The 17,984-nt window shown below is 36.8% G+C and carries 11 protein-coding genes; 6 read left to right on the forward strand and 5 right to left on the reverse strand.

Annotated features, from left to right (window positions below):
• Window positions 1–87: 87 nt before the first annotated feature.
• Both ACFPVY_RS11315 and pbpC read left to right on the forward strand, forming a co-directional pair.
• Window positions 88–5,583, forward strand: coding sequence for an alpha-2-macroglobulin family protein (locus ACFPVY_RS11315; protein WP_379792121.1), 5,496 nt, complete (start codon window positions 88–90; stop codon window positions 5,581–5,583).
• Between the two features lie 145 nt (window positions 5,584–5,728).
• Entirely contained in the window at window positions 5,729–8,104 is a 2,376-nt protein-coding gene (pbpC, locus tag ACFPVY_RS11320; RefSeq protein ID WP_379792123.1) for a penicillin-binding protein 1C, read from the forward strand.
• A 153-nt stretch (window positions 8,105–8,257) separates the two neighbouring features.
• On the opposite strand, the gene ACFPVY_RS11325 is transcribed toward pbpC, so the two are convergent.
• Together ACFPVY_RS11325 and ACFPVY_RS11330 are read right to left on the reverse strand one after the other, a co-directional pair.
• Window positions 8,258–9,802, reverse strand: coding sequence for an Rne/Rng family ribonuclease (locus ACFPVY_RS11325; RefSeq protein WP_379792124.1), 1,545 nt, complete (start codon window positions 9,800–9,802; stop codon window positions 8,258–8,260).
• 381 nt (window positions 9,803–10,183) lie between these two features.
• Window positions 10,184–10,480: an HU family DNA-binding protein gene (locus ACFPVY_RS11330; RefSeq protein WP_296142668.1), complete on the reverse strand. Its 297-nt coding sequence runs from the start codon at window positions 10,478–10,480 to the stop codon at window positions 10,184–10,186.
• Between the two features lie 133 nt (window positions 10,481–10,613).
• Between ACFPVY_RS11330 and mutY the strand changes: the two genes are divergently transcribed.
• The 3 genes from mutY to gldD are packed head-to-tail and all read left to right on the forward strand — an operon-like array spanning window position 10,614 to window position 12,710.
• The gene (gene mutY, locus ACFPVY_RS11335) at window positions 10,614–11,654 is read left to right on the forward strand and encodes an A/G-specific adenine glycosylase (protein ID WP_379792126.1); all 1,041 of its coding nucleotides are present in this window, start codon (window positions 10,614–10,616) and stop codon (window positions 11,652–11,654) included.
• 58 nt (window positions 11,655–11,712) lie between these two features.
• Window positions 11,713–12,144, forward strand: coding sequence for a single-stranded DNA-binding protein (locus tag ACFPVY_RS11340; RefSeq protein ID WP_379792127.1), 432 nt, complete (start codon window positions 11,713–11,715; stop codon window positions 12,142–12,144).
• A gap of 2 nt (window positions 12,145–12,146) precedes the next feature.
• The gene (gldD, locus tag ACFPVY_RS11345) at window positions 12,147–12,710 is read left to right on the forward strand and encodes a gliding motility lipoprotein GldD (protein WP_379792128.1); all 564 of its coding nucleotides are present in this window, start codon (window positions 12,147–12,149) and stop codon (window positions 12,708–12,710) included.
• Between the two features lie 49 nt (window positions 12,711–12,759).
• Here the strand turns inward: gldD and ACFPVY_RS11350 are convergent, their stop codons facing one another.
• Window positions 12,760–13,284 (reverse strand): heavy-metal-associated domain-containing protein, encoded by a 525-nt coding sequence (locus ACFPVY_RS11350; RefSeq protein WP_379792129.1) that lies wholly within the window; start codon window positions 13,282–13,284, stop codon window positions 12,760–12,762.
• A 114-nt stretch (window positions 13,285–13,398) separates the two neighbouring features.
• On the opposite strand from ACFPVY_RS11350, the gene ACFPVY_RS11355 reads away from it, so the two are divergent.
• Window positions 13,399–14,265, forward strand: a complete 867-nt coding sequence (locus ACFPVY_RS11355; RefSeq protein ID WP_379792130.1) for a DMT family transporter — start codon at window positions 13,399–13,401, stop codon at window positions 14,263–14,265.
• A 115-nt stretch (window positions 14,266–14,380) separates the two neighbouring features.
• Here ACFPVY_RS11355 and ACFPVY_RS11360 read toward each other — a convergent pair whose 3' ends face one another.
• Window positions 14,381–16,426, reverse strand: a complete 2,046-nt coding sequence (locus tag ACFPVY_RS11360) for a M16 family metallopeptidase (RefSeq protein ID WP_379792131.1) — start codon at window positions 16,424–16,426, stop codon at window positions 14,381–14,383.
• A 10-nt stretch (window positions 16,427–16,436) separates the two neighbouring features.
• Window positions 16,437–17,765, reverse strand: coding sequence for a M16 family metallopeptidase (locus ACFPVY_RS11365; RefSeq protein WP_379792132.1), 1,329 nt, complete (start codon window positions 17,763–17,765; stop codon window positions 16,437–16,439).
• Window positions 17,766–17,984 lie beyond the last annotated feature (219 nt).

The following is a 17,984-nucleotide window of genomic DNA, read 5'->3' on the forward strand; positions in this document are numbered from 1 at the left end:
CAAAAGTCGCGGTCGATTCATTTTGAGTTCAAACGTGATTTAAATTCTTGGAACAAACCTTACGTTCAATTTTAATCAACCTTTTTTATGAAAACTCAAAAAGTGCTACTGTTGCTTTCAGTGTTTTTTTTCTTAAATGCCTGTAAAAAGTCTTCACCAGAAGATTTTGACTCTGATTTTACAAAATACAAAGACTACGTGACCAGCTTTTCATCCGGAATTATTTCGGCGGAGGCACCAATTCAAGTGGGGCTGGCTTTTACAAAAACCGAGTGGCAACCCAATCAAGAATTGGACAGCGATGTTTTTGACATTTCACCAAGCGTTGACGGAAAAGTTGTGGTTTTGCCAAACAATATTTTGGCTTTTCAGCCAAAGAAAAAATTGAAGCAAAACGAGCAATACCAAGTGACTTTGCATCTTGATGAGTTGATTGATGTACCCAAGGAATTGTCTGAATTCAAATTTACGGTGCAAACAATTGCCCAAGATTTTATTGTGGAAACGCAAGATTTGCAGTCGTATAACAAAGATTCTCAATTTTTGAACGTCTTGTTGAAAACCGCAGATAATATGGATTTGGCCACGGCAAAAAAACTCGTTTCTGCAGAACAAAACGGAAATCCTTTGCCAATAAAATTTAATGAAACAGCGACTTCTGCTAGTGAATTTTCTTTTGTTGTCGACAAGATTCAAAGGGGAAACCAAGACGGCGTGATTAAAATCAAATGGGACGGGGACGAAGCGGGTATTGATAAAAAAGGCGAAAAAGAATTCCAAATTCCCGGAAAGGATAATTTTAAAATTGTGGATGTAAAAATCGGAGATGAAAATAACCAGTCCGTTCATATTAATTTTTCTGATCCGGTAAAAAAAGATCAAAATTTTAACGGATTAGTCGCTCTTGAAACGGCTAATAATCTGAGATACGGAGTTGATGGAAATGTTTTAAAAGTTTTCTCTGATGTTGCTTTAGACGGAAAATTATTGCTTGAAGTCTTCCAAGGAATTGAAAATACAGACGGCTTCAAGATGAAAAAAGGCTATGCTGCAAAAATCACTTTTGAGCAAATTAAACCAGAAGTTCGTTTTGTAAAAAGCGGAACTATTTTGCCTAGTTCCAACAATTTAAAAGTAAATTTTGAAGCCGCAAACTTGAAAAAAGTCGATGTAAAAGTCTATCGCATTTTTGAAAATAATGTACTTCAGTTTTTGCAAGACAATAACTTAAACGGCAATTATGATTTAAGAAAAGTGGCGCTTCCAATTGCGAAGAAAACATTAGAATTGACTACAAATAAATTGGCAAATTATAAAAAATGGAATACGTATTCTATTGATTTATCTACGTTAATCAAGCCAGAACCAGGCGCGATTTATCGTGTGGAAATGACCATTAAAAAATCGTATTCGTTATACAAATGTGACGCTTCCGCGGAAGAAGAGCCCGAAGAAGTTGAAGAAGAAACCGATGACGAAATGTCTGAATATGATTCGTACGATTACGATTATTACGACTATGATTACAATTGGAACGAACGAGAAAATCCTTGCGACAGAAGTTTTTATTCCAATAAAAAAATTGCCACAAATATCTTGGCGACAGACCTAGGCGTGATTGCCAAACGCGGTGAAAATAATTCTTATTTCTTTGCCGTAAATAATATTGTGACCACAGAACCAGTTTCTGGAGCAACGGTTGATTTGTATAATTATCAAAAACAAAAACTGGGAACTTTCACAACTGACGGCGACGGAACCGTGCACACCACGTTGGACAAGCGCGCCTTTTTTGCGGTAATTAAAAAGGACAACAACACGACTTACGTCAAATTAGATGACGGAAGTTCGCAGTCTGTAAGCAGTTTCAACGTCGATGGCGAAGCTTTGCAAAAGGGGTTGAAAGGATTTATTTATGGGGAAAGAGGCGTTTGGCGACCTGGCGATACCGTTTATTTGTCGTTTCTTTTGAACGATAAATCGAGCCGTTTGCCAAACACACATCCGATAAAATTAAAATTAACCGATCCAAATGGCAAAGTCGTATATCAAAAAGTACAGCAATATTCGGCTTTAAATCATTATAGATTTGCGTTCAACACACAGCAAAATTCACCTACGGGAAATTATGAAGCAGTGATTTCTGTCGGAGGCGCGCGTTTCTATAAATCCATAAAAATTGAAACAATTAAGCCAAATCGCCTTCGAATCAAAAACGGTTTTGAAGGAAAAACGCTTTCTGCTTTCCACCAAAATAACGCAACAGTCAACGTTGCATGGCTTCATGGAGCAATTGCAAAAGATTTGAAACTGGAAATGCAGGCAAAATTCACGCAACAAAAAACCGAGTTTAAAAACTACAGCAAATATATTTTCGATGATCCGTCACGCAAATTTTCCACGGAAGAAGTAAATATTTATTCCGGAAAAATTGACGAAACAGGAAAAGCAAATGTCAGCATTCAGCCAAGATTGCAATCGCAAGCGCCGGGAAGGTTGAAAGCCGCGTTTATTACAAAAGTCTATGAAAACGGAGGCGATTTTAGTACCGATGTGATTACCGCAAGTTATTCTCCGTTCGAAACTTACGTCGGCGTAAAAGTTCCAGAGCCAAACAAATATGGAATGCTGGAAACCGATAAAAGCAATCCTTTTGACGTAATTACGGTAGATGAAAATGGTCGTCCAAAAGCAGTCAGAAATCTGGAAGTTCGTGTGTATAAAGTCGATTGGCGTTGGTGGTGGGATGCTTCCGATGATTTGTCAAATTACAGTTCTTCGACCACAAATACGCCTTTTTATTCCCAAACTTTAAACACAGATTCATCAGGAAAAGCACGTTTTCAATTCAAAGCGGATGAAGACGAATGGGGAAGATATTTGGTGCGAGTTACCGACCCAAATGGCGGACATTCTGCCGGAGAAACCGTGATGATTGACTGGCCAAGTTGGTCTGGAAAAACAAGGAATGCAACCGGAGCAGAAGCCAAAATGTTGGTATTTTCTTCCAATAAAGAAAAATACAATGTGGGCGAAAAAGCAATTATCTCGTTCCCATCAAGCGAAGGAAGTCGCGCGTTGATTTCTTTGGAAAATGGCTCTCAAGTGGTACAAACGCTTTGGGCAAAAACCAAAAACGGAGAAACGCAAGTTGAAATTCCGATTACTGAAAAAATGGCACCGAACGTGTACATACACATTACGTTGTTGCAACCGCACGCGTCCACGAAAAATGATTCGCCGATTCGTTTGTACGGAATCATTCCGATTGAAGTTGTCGATAAAAATACCGTTTTAGAACCACAAATTGCCATGCCGGCCGTTTTAAAACCAGAACAAAAAACTACGATAAAAGTCAGCGAGAAAAACGGAAAAGCAATGACTTATACCATTGCAATTGTAGATGAAGGTTTGTTGGATTTAACTCGATTTAAAACACCAAACGCGTGGAACAGTTTTTATGCAAGAGAAGCTTTGGGCGTGAAAACTTGGGATGTTTATGACGATGTAATCGGAGCTTATGGTGGAAAGGTAAACCAAATTTTCAGCATTGGTGGTGATGAAGATTTAGGCGGAGGCGCGGCCAAAAAAGCAAATCGTTTCAAGCCAGTCGTGATTTATCTCGGACCATTTTCTTTGGCAAAAGGCCAAACAAAAGCGCACAATATTACGATTCCAAAATATGTGGGTTCAGTAAGAACAATGGTTATCGCTGGAAATGCAGAAACAAGTGCTTACGGAAGTGTGGAAAAAGCAACTCCGGTTAGAAATCCGTTGATGATTTTGGCTTCGTTGCCACGAAAAGTATCTCCTGGCGAAAAAGTGACGTTGCCGGTGACGGTTTTTGCAATGGAAAAACATGTGAAAAATGTTTCGTTGCAATTGAAAACAAATAACGGTTTCAGAGTAATCGGAAGCTCAAAACAAGCAATGTCGTTTGCAAATCCTGATGAAAAAATAGCTTATTTTGACTTGGAAGTCGGCGAAGTTACTGGAATCGGAAAAGTTACCGTCGTCGCAACTTCTGGAAAAGAAAAGGCAAGTTTTGATGTGGAATTGGATATTATGAATCCAAATCCAGTGACGCAAGATTACAAGGAATTGATTTTAGAACCAAATAGTTCAGGAACAATTGATTGGAATGCCTTTGGCGTAGCCGGAACAAATAAAGCCAAGTTGGAAGTTTCCGCGTTTCCTTCGATGGATTTCAATAAGCGCCTTGATTATCTGATCCAATATCCACACGGATGTTTGGAACAGACGACTTCCAGCGTTTTCCCGCAATTGTATTTGGCAGATATTGCTGATATTGACGCAACTCGAAAAGCAAAAATCCAGAAAAATGTAACGGCTGGAATCCAGAAATTATCACAATTTCAAGTCGCAAATGGCGGTTTTGCATATTGGCAAGGTCAGCAAAATCCAGACGATTGGAGCACTTCTTACGTCGGACATTTCTTGATAGAAGCCGAGCGAAAAGGATATGCACTTCCGGCAAATGTGAAGAAACAATGGATTTCATACCAATCGAAAATGGCGAAACAATGGCGTTATTACGAAGCATATCATAATGATTTCCCACAAGCTTACCGACTTTACACGTTGGCGTTGGCCGGTTCTCCAGATTTGTCATCGATGAACAGATTGCGAGAAACTTCGGGAATTTCTAATGAAACCAAGTTGAGATTGGCCGCAACTTACGCCTTATCCGGACAAAAGAATGTAGGCTTGGCGTTGCTAAATCAAAGTACAATAGACGAAGAACAGCAATACGGTTATTACTATTATTATGGTTCAAGCGAAAGAAATCGTGCAATGGCTCTAGAAACTTTATTATTATTAGGAAGAAAAGGCGAAGCGTTCACAATGGCAAATAAATTGGCTAAAAATATGTCGTCAAATCAATGGATGTCAACGCAAACGACGGCTTATTGTTTGTATTCAATGTCGAAATTTGCCTTGCAAAATGGTACAAAAGGCATCGATGTAACATTCACAAGTAAAGGAAAATCAGAAGCGATAAAAACAGCCAAGACTTTTGCTGACAGAACCTTACAGGTTTCAAACAATGGAAATTCGGTAACGATTAAAAACAATAAAAACACTACATTATATGTGAAAGTAATTTCAAGTGGCATTTTGCCAATCGGTCAAGAACAAACCGAACAGCGCGGTCTGGCAACTGATATCGTGTTCCGAGACAGAAAAGGAAATACAATAAATGTAAGTTCACTTTCACAAGGAACTGAGTTTGTGGCCGAAGTTACCGTTGCCAATATGAAAGGCGAAAGTGTTGAAAATGTTGCTTTGACGCAAATCATTCCGTCGGGTTGGGAAATCGTCAACACGCGTTTCACAGATTACGGAAATTTTGCAGAAAATAAAGTAGATTACACCGATATTCGCGACGACAGAACCAACTTTTATTTTACGCTAAAATCCAATGAAACCAAGACGTTCAAAATACTTTTAAACGCATCTTACCTCGGGAAATATTACCTTCCGGGCGTTCAATGCGAAGCGATGTATGACAATTCTTATTTTGCGAGAACGCAAGGTCAGTGGATAAACGTGGTGAAATAAAAAGGATTTGAAGCGAATGGCTCGGGCTTTTTCAGCAATCCATTTTCCCGGTGTTCAGCACTATCTTTCTTTTTTAAAGAAAAAAAAGAAAGGATAGTCACTGACATCGGGGCTATTTGAGAAACTATTTGAACTTTTGTAAACTTTGCTGAAGACGATAAAAGCGTTTCTAAAACGCATCCAAAATAAAATTAAAAGCAATCCGAAGAAATCTATTTTTTTCGGATTGCTTTTAATTGCCTATTATTTTTGTCTGCCAAGAACGCTTTTCGAACAACCTTATTCCACAGTTATCGAAAGCGAAGAAGGCGAACTTCTTGGTGCAAAAATCGCTCGTGACGGACAATGGCGATTCCCGGCACAAGATTCTATTCCAGAGAAATTTAAAAAGTGCATCGTTTATTTTGAAGACGAACATTTTTATAAACATCCCGGATTCAATCCAATTGCGATGGTCAAGGCCATTAAACAAAATCACGATGCCGGAAAAGTGGTTCGTGGCGGAAGTACATTGACACAACAAGTTATCCGACTTTCACGTGATGGAAAAAACCGTAGTTATTTTGAAAAAATCATTGAATTGGTTTTGGCTACAAGATTGGAATTTCGGTATTCTAAAGAAAAAATCATCGAATTATATGCGGCGCACGCACCTTATGGTGGCAATGTTGTTGGTTTAGAAATGGCTTCGTGGCGTTATTTCGGAGTGCAACCACATCAATTGTCTTGGGCAGAAACAGCAACTTTGGCAGTTTTGCCAAATGCGCCAAGTTTAATTTATCCAGGAAAAAATCAGCAGAAATTATTGAACAAAAGAAACGGTTTGCTACGAAAATTATATGATGAAAATGTAATAGACAAGACGACTTATGAATTGGCAATCTTGGAAGATTTGCCTCAAAAACCGTATGATTTGCCACAAATTGCACCTCATTTATTGCAAAATGTTGCCAAGAAAAATGAAGGCGAAAGAATAAAAACTACAATTAAATTTGCCTTGCAAAATAGGGCAAATCAAATCGCAACGCAATATTACAACCAATATCGACAGTCAGAAATTCATAATCTTGCGATTATAATTGTGGATGTCGAAACCAGAAATATCATCAGTTATATTGGAAACTCTCCAACGGATGTGGCACATCAAAAAGACGTGGATATCATCACAGCGCCACGAAGTACGGGAAGTATTTTGAAACCATTTTTGTACGCGTCAATGTTGGACGCGGGCGAAATTCTGCCAAATACTTTGGTTGCGGATATTCCAACACAGATTGCGGGTTATACGCCAAAGAATTTCGATTTGACTTATGACGGCGCGGTTCCGGCTCATCGAGCGTTGTCGCGGTCGTTGAATATTCCGTCGGTTTTGATGCTGAAAGATTTTGGCGTTTATCGATTTTATGACCAATTGCGACAGTTTAAATTGCGTGATATTAACAAACATCCGAATCATTATGGACTTTCGCTGATTCTTGGCGGAGCGGAAAGCAATCTTTGGGATTTGACAAAAACGTATGCAGGTTTGACTTCTACGGTAAATTATTTTACGACGCATTCGGCAAAATATAGGACGAATGAATTTACAGAATTGAATTGGTCGCTTGACAAAAAGATGGATTTTGGAAAAGAATCGTACGATAAAAAAAATCTTGGTGCAGGTTCCATTTGGCTGACGTACAATGCAATGAAAGAAGTAAACCGTCCGGAAGGTGATGAAGCTTGGAAATTCTATGATTCATCCTTAGAAATTGCTTGGAAAACAGGAACCAGTTTTGGGAATCGTGACGGTTGGGCCATTGGAACAAATTCGAAATATGTTGTCGGCGTTTGGGTTGGAAATGCTTCAGGAGAAGGTCGTCCGTCGTTGACTGGCGTTGGAAGTGCGGCTCCAATTTTGTTTGATGTTTTTAATTTACTGCCTAGAAAAAAATGGTTTGCGACTCCGTTTGATGATTTGGAAGAAGCCGAAGTTTGCCAATTAAGCGGTCATATTGCGGGAGAAAATTGTCCGAAAATCAAACAATGGATTCCGTTGAAAAGTAAAATGACCACGGTTTGTCCGTATCACAAAATGGTTCACTTGGATAAATCAGAACAGTTTCAGGTAAATAGTAACTGCGAGTCTGTGGACAATATGATTACGAAATCGTGGTTTGTTCTGCCTCCGGTTATGGAATTGTATTATAAAAGCAAGCATATTGATTATCAATCTCTGCCTCCGTTTCGAGCCGATTGCTTGGGGAATTCCTCTTCTTCAATGGATTTTATTTATCCGAAGGAAAACGGGAAAGTATATCTCACAAAGAATTTTAATGGAGAAATTCAGCCTTTTGTTTTGAAAGTGGCGCATTCTGATTTGAAAGCAAAATTATTTTGGTATTTGAATGATAAATTTTTGGGAACAACGCAGACTTTTCATGAAATGCAGGTGGAAGCGAAGACTGGGAAATATTATATTACAGTGACCGATGAAAGCGGGAATGAGATTAGTCGAAGGATTGAGATTGTTCGCGAATAGTTTTTTTATTTTAACGCAAAGATTCGCAAAGATTTTTCGCAAAGTTTCACAAAGCTAAATGAAAAAACTCTGTGAATCTCTGTGATAACTTCGTGAATCTCCGCGAAATAAATCCATAAAAAAACCGCCAATCTCACGAATGGCGGTTTTTTATTAATCCTTAATTTCATTTCCATTTTTATCATAGAAATGATATTCTAAAAACGTGTAAGCGTCACGAGGTATGATTTTCACCCACTTTTTATACTCAAAAAACCATTTTGAGCGTAATGATGGAAAACCTTTAGTAAGGTATGCTGCCACAAAAGGATGTGCATTTAGCACTATTTTCTTATGGACTTTCAATATTCTTTCAATGTCAGAAGAAATCTTATCGACTATCAAAATTGGTGCTTCGATTTCCCCATTTTCATTGTTAGGGTCTTCTTCTCTGGTTTTGATATTTACTTCTGGTCTTACTCTTTGTCTTGTGATTTGGACTAATCCAAATTTACTCGGAGGTAAGATCTTGTGTTTGGCTTTATCGTCGCTCATTTCGTCTCTCAAAAATTCGTAAAGTGTTTTACGATTTTCTGGATTTGACATATCAATAAAATCGACAACTATGATGCCTCCCATATCGCGGAGACGAAGTTGTCTTGCCACTTCTGCAGCGGCGATCATGTTAACTTCCAGCGCGGTGTCTTCTTGATTTGTAGCTTTATTTGAACGGTTTCCGCTGTTCACGTCAATAACGTGCAAGGCTTCTGTGTGTTCAATAATCAAGTAAGCTCCTTTGCTCATCGATACTGTTTTACCGAATGAAGTTTTGATTTGTCTCTCTATGTTATATTTTTCGAAGATAGGCGTGTCGTTTGATTGATAAAACTTAACTATTGATTGCTTTGAAGGTGCAATTTCTTGCAGATAATCCTTCGTTTCGTTGTACAACTCTTCGTCATCTATATGAATTCCGGTGAAGGAATCATTAAATACGTCTCTTAAGATAGAAGAAGCTCTGTTGAGCTCTCCTAAAACTTTTGACGGATGATGAGCAGTTGGTAATTTTTTACACATTGCAGTCCATCTGCTGAGCAGATTCTGCAAATCTTTGTCTAGTTCGGCTACTTTTTTGCCTTCTGCTACTGTTCTCACAATAACACCGAATCCTTTTGGACGGATTGATTGCACTAATCGTTTAAGACGATCTTTTTCTTCTTTGGATTCTATTTTTTGTGATATAGAAACTCTGTCAGAAAAAGGAACGAGAACAATAAATCGACCGGCAAGAGATAGTTCTGAACTAATTCTTGGGCCTTTTGTCGATATAGGTTCTTTGACGACTTGTACTAAAATGGATTGATTTGCACTAATTACATCAGTGATAACGCCATCTTTGTCAATCTCTTTCTCGAAAGGAAAGCTTTTTAGGGAGAAATCTTTTATTTTACCTGCGCTTACAAGTTTGATGAATTTCAATTGGGAAGCTAAATTGGGGCCCAAATCGTGATAATGTAAAAAGGCATCTTTTTCAAAGCCTACATTTACAAAAGCAGCATTTAATCCCGCAACTGGTTTTCTGATTTTGGCAATAAAAATATCACCAACCTGAAAGTTGCTTTTTTCTTCTTCTTTGTGTAATTCAACTAGTTTTCCATCTTTCAATAAGGCAAAATCTACGGCTTCCGAACCTGACCTGATGATCAGTTCTTTATTCACACTGTAAATTTTTATCCAAGGTGGTTGTCTGTTCTTAGTTTTTGGTTGTTAGAAAAAATCTGCCAACTGCGAACTAGTAACCGCCAACTAAACAAGGATGGATTAAACAATAATTTAACAGGTATTGTACCCGGAGAATTTCAGGCAGCAGAAGCCAGTTTATAATAAACAGTAGCTGTTTTTTGTAATCTTACTTCTGCAATCTGATTTTCAATTTCAATGAACTTTTTGTAATTCTTTTAAAAAAGAAAAAAGTAGTCAGACTACTTTTTCTTCTTGTGACGGTTAGCTCTCGCTCTTTTTTTACGTTTGTGCGTCGCTACCTTATGTCTTTTTCTTTTTTTACCACTTGGCATAGTGTGAAATTTTAGTGATTAATAATTAGTTTACTTTTGTTTCAGTATTCGTTTTAACTCCTTCAACAAAAACCTTAGCTGGTTTAAATGCAGGAATATTGTGTGCAGGAATTTTTATTGTAGTGTTTTTTGAGATATTTCTACCTGTTTTTTCAGCTCTAGTTTTGATAATAAAACTACCAAAACCTCTTAGATAAACATTATCGCCTGTTTCCAAAGAGTTTTTTACTTCGTCCATAAAAGACTCAACTGTTGCTTGAACGTCTCCTTTTTCAAGACCTAATTTTTCTGAAATTTTCGCAACGATATCTGCTTTCGTCATTTTCTTTCGTATTTAAATTTATTGTGTAAAATTTTGAGGTTGCAAATATATGAATTAAAAAAACAATATTTCAACCATAAACGATTAAAATTTAATAACATAAACTTTTACTTTTGCTAACCAATTTTCCTCAATGAATTTTTCTAAAACTCTTATTAAGTGGTATTTACAAAACAAGCGCGATTTGCCTTGGCGAAACACTACCGATCCATACCAAATTTGGCTGTCAGAAATCATGCTGCAACAGACGCGAGTTGCGCAAGGTTTGCCTTATTTTTTGTCTTTTACGTCTTCATTCCCAACAGTTTTTGATTTGGCCAAAGCCGATGAAGAACAAGTATTAAAGTTGTGGCAAGGTCTCGGATATTATTCAAGAGCCAGAAATTTACACGGAACTGCAAAACACATCGCATCTGAATTGAACGGAATTTTCCCCGATAATTATAACGACTTATTAAAATTAAAAGGCGTGGGGGAATATACCGCGGCAGCAATTGCTTCTTTTTCTCATAACGAAGTGGTTCCGGTTGTGGACGGAAACGTGTTCAGAGTGCTGTCTAGATATTTTGATATTGAAACCGATATTGCTTCCAGCAGAGCTAAAAAAGAATTTACGGCTTTGGCCAAAGAATTAATTCCGAAGGATAATCCGGCGATTTTTAACCAAGCAATTATGGAATTCGGAGCGCTGCAATGCGTTCCAAAAAACCCGAATTGTGAAATCTGCGTTTTAAATTCAGGATGCCTTGCTTTGAAATATAATAAAGTGAACGAACTTCCGGTGAAATTAAAAAAGACAAAAGTCAGAAATCGCTACTTTAATTATATTATCTTTTCAGATGAAAATCAAGACCTTATTATAAGGAAGCGAATCGAAAAAGGAATTTGGCATAATTTATATGAGTTTCCGTTGATCGAAACCGAGTCTGAAGTAGATTTTAAAACCATTTCGAAATTAATTTTGGAAGAATATTCAGGAAAAAATATGATTCTCTCAATAAAGCCGTTAAATAAAAGTAAGATTTTACATAAATTATCGCATCAACACTTGTTTGTTGATTTTTATAAAGTGGAAGTACAAGGTGTTTTAGAAGGGGCAATCTCTTATGAATCAATGATTTCATATCCTTTTCCCATAGTAATTTACAATTTTATCGAAAAAGATTTACTATAATATTTCATATTTAATTGAAATTGCTATATTTGAGGGTTTACTAACTCCCCACGAAAAAATGAACGGAACATTAAATAAAGTGATTTTAATTGGGCACCTTGGCGACGAAGTTAAGATGCACTATTTTGAAGGCGGAAACTGCATCGGCAGATTTCCATTGGCTACAAACGAAATTTATATCAACAAGCAAACGAACGAAAAAATTGCGTCAACAGAATGGCACAATCTTGTGGTTCGTAATAAAGCTGCAGAAATCTGTGAAAAATACCTTTCAAAAGGTGATAAGATTTATGTTGAAGGAAGAATTAAATCTCGTCAATGGCAGACTGAAGAAGGTGTTACAAAATACACTACAGAAATTCAAGTTACTGAATTTACTTTCTTAACTACGAAGAAAGATATTGACGGTGGAAAGCAAGGATCTTCTGTGGATGTGAAAACAGCCAACTTTGATTCTAGCAATCAGGCTGACGATGATATGCAATATTAAAAATGTTTAGAAAAAGTATATCTTTTCTGGTTTCTGGATTTATTTTGGCTTCTGTGTTTAGTTGCAATAACGATACGGTGCCAAAACCTGCAAGCCATTTAAGGTTAGAATATCCAAAAGCAAGGTACGTTGGCTTTGAAAATAATTGTCCGTTTTCATTTGAAATGAATGACGATGCGATTATTTCGGATAAAGGAAATTGTAATTTTACAATCAGTTATCCAAAAATGAAAGCTACAATTTACTTGACTTACAAGCCTGTGAAAAATGATATTGATGCGCATTTGAGAGATGCACAGAAATTGACTTACGGCCACACGGTCAAAGCAGATGATATCACAGAACAGCCTTTTTTAAACAAAGACAATAAAGTTTATGGAATGTTTTACAAAGTGGGCGGAAACGCTGCTACCAACGCTTTGTTTTATGCTACTGACAGTACGCGACATTTTGTAACGGGTTCGGTTTATTTTTATGCCAAGCCTAATTTTGATTCTATAATGCCGGCGTCCAGTTACGTCAAAAATGATATGCAGGTGATAATGGAAACATTACGCTGGAAATAAAAAAAGAGAACCAATTGGTTCTCTTTTTTGTTTTTATGTCTTTAAGAAATTAAGCGCTTTTTGCTTTTTTCTCGTCAGAAGAACAAGATTTTTTTCCTGCGCAACAAGCCGGTTTAGCATCTTTAGATTTTTCATCTTTTGAAGCGTCTGCCTTTTTCTTTTTGTCTTTCTCTTTGTAAAGCATCGCTTTGTCGCCAGACGATTTTACGTTAGATACTTTATATGTTTGTCCGTCAGCTTGTGCTTCAACAACTGTTGCAAGCGTTTCTGGAGTTTGTTTTGCCGAATCATAAGAAACAGTTGCAGTCTTTTTATCGAAATCAACTTTTGCATCTTGAACACCTTCAAGACCGGCTAATTTTTTCTCGATGGTTTTTGCACAGCCAACTGCACAAGACATTCCTTCAATGTTGAAGCTTGCGGTTTGAAGATTTTCTGCAGTAACTTTTGTTGCGGTTGTATCAGCTGGAGTATCTGCCGGCTCGCCAACTTGCGGTCTTCCGTCATTGTTTTTGCAACTCACGAACATAAATCCTGAAAGCGCAAGAACTAATAATGATTTTGAAAAATTCATAGTGTTGTAATTTAAATTAACAATTCCTTTGAAATTAAAGGTTTACAAAAATACTAAAAAATTAAAGTAGAAATCCATTAAAATAGCAGAATTTTGGGCTTCAAAAATTTTCCTATGAAAGCGGTGCAATCCAAATGGTTTTTCTTAATTTTTTTATCCTTGATTTGGGGAAGTTCCTTTATTTTGATCAAAAGAGGTTTGGTGGGTTTAACGCCATTTCAACTAGGATCGCTCCGAATGATTTTTGCAGCGACTTTTTTATTGATCGTAGGCTTTAAAAGTTTGAAAAAAATCAAGCAACATCAATGGAAGTTTATTGCGCTGACGGCAATGATGGGAACTTTTTTTCCGGCGTATCTCTTTGCGATAGCGCAAACCCAAATTGACAGTTCGATTAGTGCTATTTTAAATTCATTAACGCCATTGGGGACATTGGTTCTGGGAGCTTTGTTTTTTGGGCTAAGTTTTCAAAGAAGACAAATTTTTGGAGTACTGATCGGTTTGGCCGGAAGCGTACTTTTGGTTTTAAGCGGTGCCGTAAATCATCCGGGACAAAATTATTGGTTTGCGACTTTGGCGATTGCCGGAGCGCTTTGTTACGCGGTAAACGTCAATTTGATTAAAAAATATCTTTCAGATTTGACTCCTTTAAGTATTACCGTTGGGAATTTTGCAGTTTTACTAATTCCTGCTTTTGTAGTTTTGTGCTGTTCCAATTTCTTTGAGGTGGCGCATCTTCCAAATGTAAAAACCTCAATGCTTTTTATCGGAATTTTGGCCGTCGCCGGAACTTGCGTTGCCAATGTTGTTTATTTCAAATTGATCCAAATTTCATCACCAATTTTTGCTTCGTCAGTAACTTATATGTTGCCTTTGGTGGCTTGTTTCTGGGGAATTTTGGATGGAGAAAGTTTGACTTTGGTTCAAGGTCTTGGTGCATTTATTGTTTTGGTTGGCGTTTATCTTTCAGCTAGAAAATAGTCGGCAGTATTTAGAAAGCAGTGTTTTGAGTTTTGGTTTCCGCAAATAAATCTTAAATCAAAAATATAAAAAAAGACCGCCATTTCTGACGGTCTTTTTTCATATAAATTTTTAATTAAATTTTGAAATCAGCATCAGTAACACCTTCGTTTACTTTTACGCTAGTCGCATTTAATTCAATTTCAATTCCAACATTTAAAGCAGTTTTGTGTGCTACTTTTACGCCTTTTACATCTTTGTAATCAGAGAAAGTTATCACTTGTGTCATTTGCTGACCTTGAACTTCTTCTGTTTCAGATTGACCAATTTTCAAGCCAGTTGCCACATCATAATAAAGTGTTTTTTTACCATCTTTAATCGCGTAAGCATCTTTTCCGTCGAAAGTTTCGATTCCTGATAAAGTTACACCAGATTTTGTAGCCAAATTTAATTCTGGAAACGGAGTTGCATAGAATTTAACTTCAGCCAATTTATCAGCATCATAGTCTGTTTTTTGGCCTTGCGCTGATTCATAGCCTTTAGTTCCGTCAAAAACATCTTTGCTTAAAGTCTGACCCATTCCGGTAACTTCATCTAATTTTTTACCAGCAGAAGTTGACTTTCTTACCATGGTAATGTCGATTCCTTGTACTTTTCCTGTCATTGTTGCAAAAAGAGATTTTACTGATTTCGCGTTTTTCTCGCCACCAATTGCTTTGATGTAAGAATCAAGAACAGTTTTTGCAGTAACTCCAGCCGGAACTTGTTTTTTAGCAATCGGTTTTTCAATTGAGTTTCCGAATTTATCGAAATAGAACATCGGAATACCTAATTTTTCTAATGAAGGCAAAACTTCGCTTCCTTTTCCGGTAACGATAACTCTTGTGTTGTCAGCTAAGAAATATTTGTTCGCTGCTCTTTGAATATCGTCAACAGTAACTGCATTGATATTTTTAATGTAGTTTTCATAAAAATCTGCAGGAAGACCTTGAGTTTGTGTTTGCAAAGCATAACCAGCAACTGTTCCTGGTTTTTGGATTTGCATTACAAAGTTTCCGATATAACCCGCTTTTACGTTTTTCAACATTTCGTCAGAAACTTTTTCAGTTCTGATTCTTTTTAATTCTTTGAAAAATTCTACAACGGCGCTGTCTGTAACTGAGTTTCTAACTTGCGTTGACGATTTGAATTTTCCAACATATTTGTTTCCGCGGATTCCTGAACGCGCTCCATAAGTCCATCCGTGCGCTTCTCTCAAGTTCATGTTCAAATAGCTGTTGAAATCTCCACCAATGATTTGATTTGCCAAAATGGTAGCAAAATAATCTTTGTCAGTCATTTTTAGATTTGAAATATTTACCAAAGAAATCTCTGATTGAACAGCATTCGGCATGTCAATAAAATTGATTTGCGTGTACTGAACATCTTTTGGAGCCGCATAAACAACTTCTGGTGCGGCAGCTTTTTTCCAAGAGCCAAAATATTTCTCAACTGCTTTTTTAACGTCTTTAAATTTAACGTCGCCAATTACAACCAAATACGCTTTTGCCGGAACAAAATAAGTATTATAGTTTTGAACCGCATCGTTTAAAGTCACTTTGTTGATCACTTCTTCAGAAAGATATTCTCCCGCAGGATGATTTTTTCCATAAACCAAAACGTTTTCAACTCTTGCTGCAACAGCCTGAACGCTTTTTTCAGAAGTTTTTAACCCTTCGATTAATTTCGCTTTTTCTTTGTCAAATTCTTCTTGTGTGAAAACCGAATTTAAAGCTCCGTCAGCCATTAATTCAAGGATTCTGTCAGCATATTTTGAAAGTCCAGAAGCATAAGCGCCTTCTGAATTGAATCCTATGTTTGCTCCAAGGAAATCAATTTCTTCGTTAAAAACATCTTTCGACATTTTTTTAGTACCGCTTCCGATCAAAGCGCTTGTCAATTCAGAAACACCTTTTTTGTCGCCTTCAGCATATGGCATATTGTCCATAGTAAGGTTGAACGAAACTCTTGGAAGCTTGTTGTTTTCAACAACCATAACTTTTAATCCGTTTTTCAATTCAAAGGTTTGCGGTTTCCCGATATTTATCACCGGAGCTGGTCCTGGTTTTGGCTGTGGTCTGTCTTGTGCTTGCATAATTACTGTTAAAAACAAGCTTGATAAAATAAATATAGTTTTTTTCATGATGTATATCTTAGTTTTGAGCTTTGTCTTTTGCTGGTACATAATCCAAAATCAATCTCTGATTTGGGTTTAAATATTTTTTTGCTGCGTCTCTAATTTCTTCACGAGTAATCGATTGATAAATCTCATTCTCTGTGTTAATTAAGTTTACGTCGCCATAAAGCAAATAATATGTAGCTAAGTTTTCAGCGATTCCTTCAACAGAAGCATTGCTGTTTACATATTGATTCTCAAACTTATTTTGTAATTTTTGGAAATCTTTTTCAGAGATTAATTCGGTTTGAAGTTTTGTAACTTCTTCGTCAATTTCTTTTGTAAGACCTTCTAAAGTTGTTGGAGCCATCGGCAAACCATAGATGAAATAAACGCCATAATCTTCTTGGCTATAATTAAAAGCGCCAATTTCTAAAGCCATTTTCTTTTGGTCAACGATTTTTTTGTACAACCTTGAGCTTTTTCCGTCACTTAAAATTGAAGAAATCATATCAAGAACTTTAGCGTCACGTGTTTTCATTGACGGAGTTCTGTAAGCAGTTACCAACATCGGAAGCTGAATGTTTGGATCTTCAAACGTCGCCTTGATTGGCTGTGTGATTGGATCTTCTGTGAAAACAGTTTTTGTAAGATCTGTTTTTCCTTTTGGAATTGATCCAAAATATTGTTTCACCCATTTAATAGTCTGTGCATAATCGATGTCTCCGGCAACCACAAGAACTGCGTTATTTGGAACATAGAATTTTTTATTAAATGCTTGAAATTCCTCTAAAGTCGCAGCGTCTAAATGTTCCATAGAACCAATTGGAGCCCAACGGTAAGGGTGTTTTTTAAACATATTTTGTTTAACTGCCGTGAAAAGATTTCCGTAAGGAGAATTGTCAACACGAAGTCTTTTTTCTTCTTTAACGACCTCATTTTGTGTATCAACACCAATTTGGTTGATCACCGGATGCATTAATCTTTCAGATTCCATCCAAAGACCTAATTCTAAGCTATTGGAAGGGAAAACTTCAAAATAATAAGTTCTGTCGTCAGAAGTATTTGCATTGTTCGTGCCTCCGTTTCCAGAAACAATTTTAAACCATTCGCCACGGCCAATGTTTTTTGTGCCTTCAAATAATAAGTGTTCGAAAAAGTGTGCAAAACCAGTTCTTTCTGGATTTTCGTCTTTTGCGCCCACATGATACATTACAGAAGTGATTACAACCGGAGCCGATTTGTCTTGATGCAAAATAACATGAAGACCATTATCAAGTGTATATTCTTCGAAAGCTACTTTTTGAGCTGAAGCAACACCACCAAGCATGAGAACTGAACCCAAAGCCATTAATGATTTTTTCATAAAGATTAATAATTTGTTGTTTGATTTATTGTATTTGTATGCGGAATATAAAATTTGTTACGCCAAATTTAGTTTTTTTAAATTTATTCCTTTATATTATGGTAAAAATTATAGGTAACTTATTGTGGATTTGAAAGATGTGAAAATAATTTTTGTGGATGAATTGCAGGTTTGGGAAATAGTTGTATATTTGCAACCTTAAAAATTAACTAAACATCA

This window comes from Flavobacterium qiangtangense (assembly GCF_042658345.1).
GTDB lineage: Bacteria > Bacteroidota > Bacteroidia > Flavobacteriales > Flavobacteriaceae > Flavobacterium > Flavobacterium qiangtangense.

What these genes read in the sequence shown, in the direction of transcription:
- ACFPVY_RS11315 (WP_379792121.1), top strand. Translation starts at nt 88, where the DNA reads ATGAAAACTCAAAAAGTGCTACTGTTGCTTTCAGTGTTTTTTTTCTTA.
- ACFPVY_RS11330 (WP_296142668.1), bottom strand. Translation starts at nt 10,480, where the DNA reads ATGACGAAAGCAGATATCGTTGCGAAAATTTCAGAAAAATTAGGTCTT.
- mutY (WP_379792126.1), top strand. Translation starts at nt 10,614, where the DNA reads ATGAATTTTTCTAAAACTCTTATTAAGTGGTATTTACAAAACAAGCGC.
- ACFPVY_RS11340 (WP_379792127.1), top strand. Translation starts at nt 11,713, where the DNA reads ATGAACGGAACATTAAATAAAGTGATTTTAATTGGGCACCTTGGCGAC.
- gldD (WP_379792128.1), top strand. Translation starts at nt 12,147, where the DNA reads ATGTTTAGAAAAAGTATATCTTTTCTGGTTTCTGGATTTATTTTGGCT.
- ACFPVY_RS11350 (WP_379792129.1), bottom strand. Translation starts at nt 13,284, where the DNA reads ATGAATTTTTCAAAATCATTATTAGTTCTTGCGCTTTCAGGATTTATG.
- ACFPVY_RS11355 (WP_379792130.1), top strand. Translation starts at nt 13,399, where the DNA reads ATGAAAGCGGTGCAATCCAAATGGTTTTTCTTAATTTTTTTATCCTTG.
- ACFPVY_RS11360 (WP_379792131.1), bottom strand. Translation starts at nt 16,426, where the DNA reads ATGAAAAAAACTATATTTATTTTATCAAGCTTGTTTTTAACAGTAATT.
- ACFPVY_RS11365 (WP_379792132.1), bottom strand. Translation starts at nt 17,765, where the DNA reads ATGAAAAAATCATTAATGGCTTTGGGTTCAGTTCTCATGCTTGGTGGT.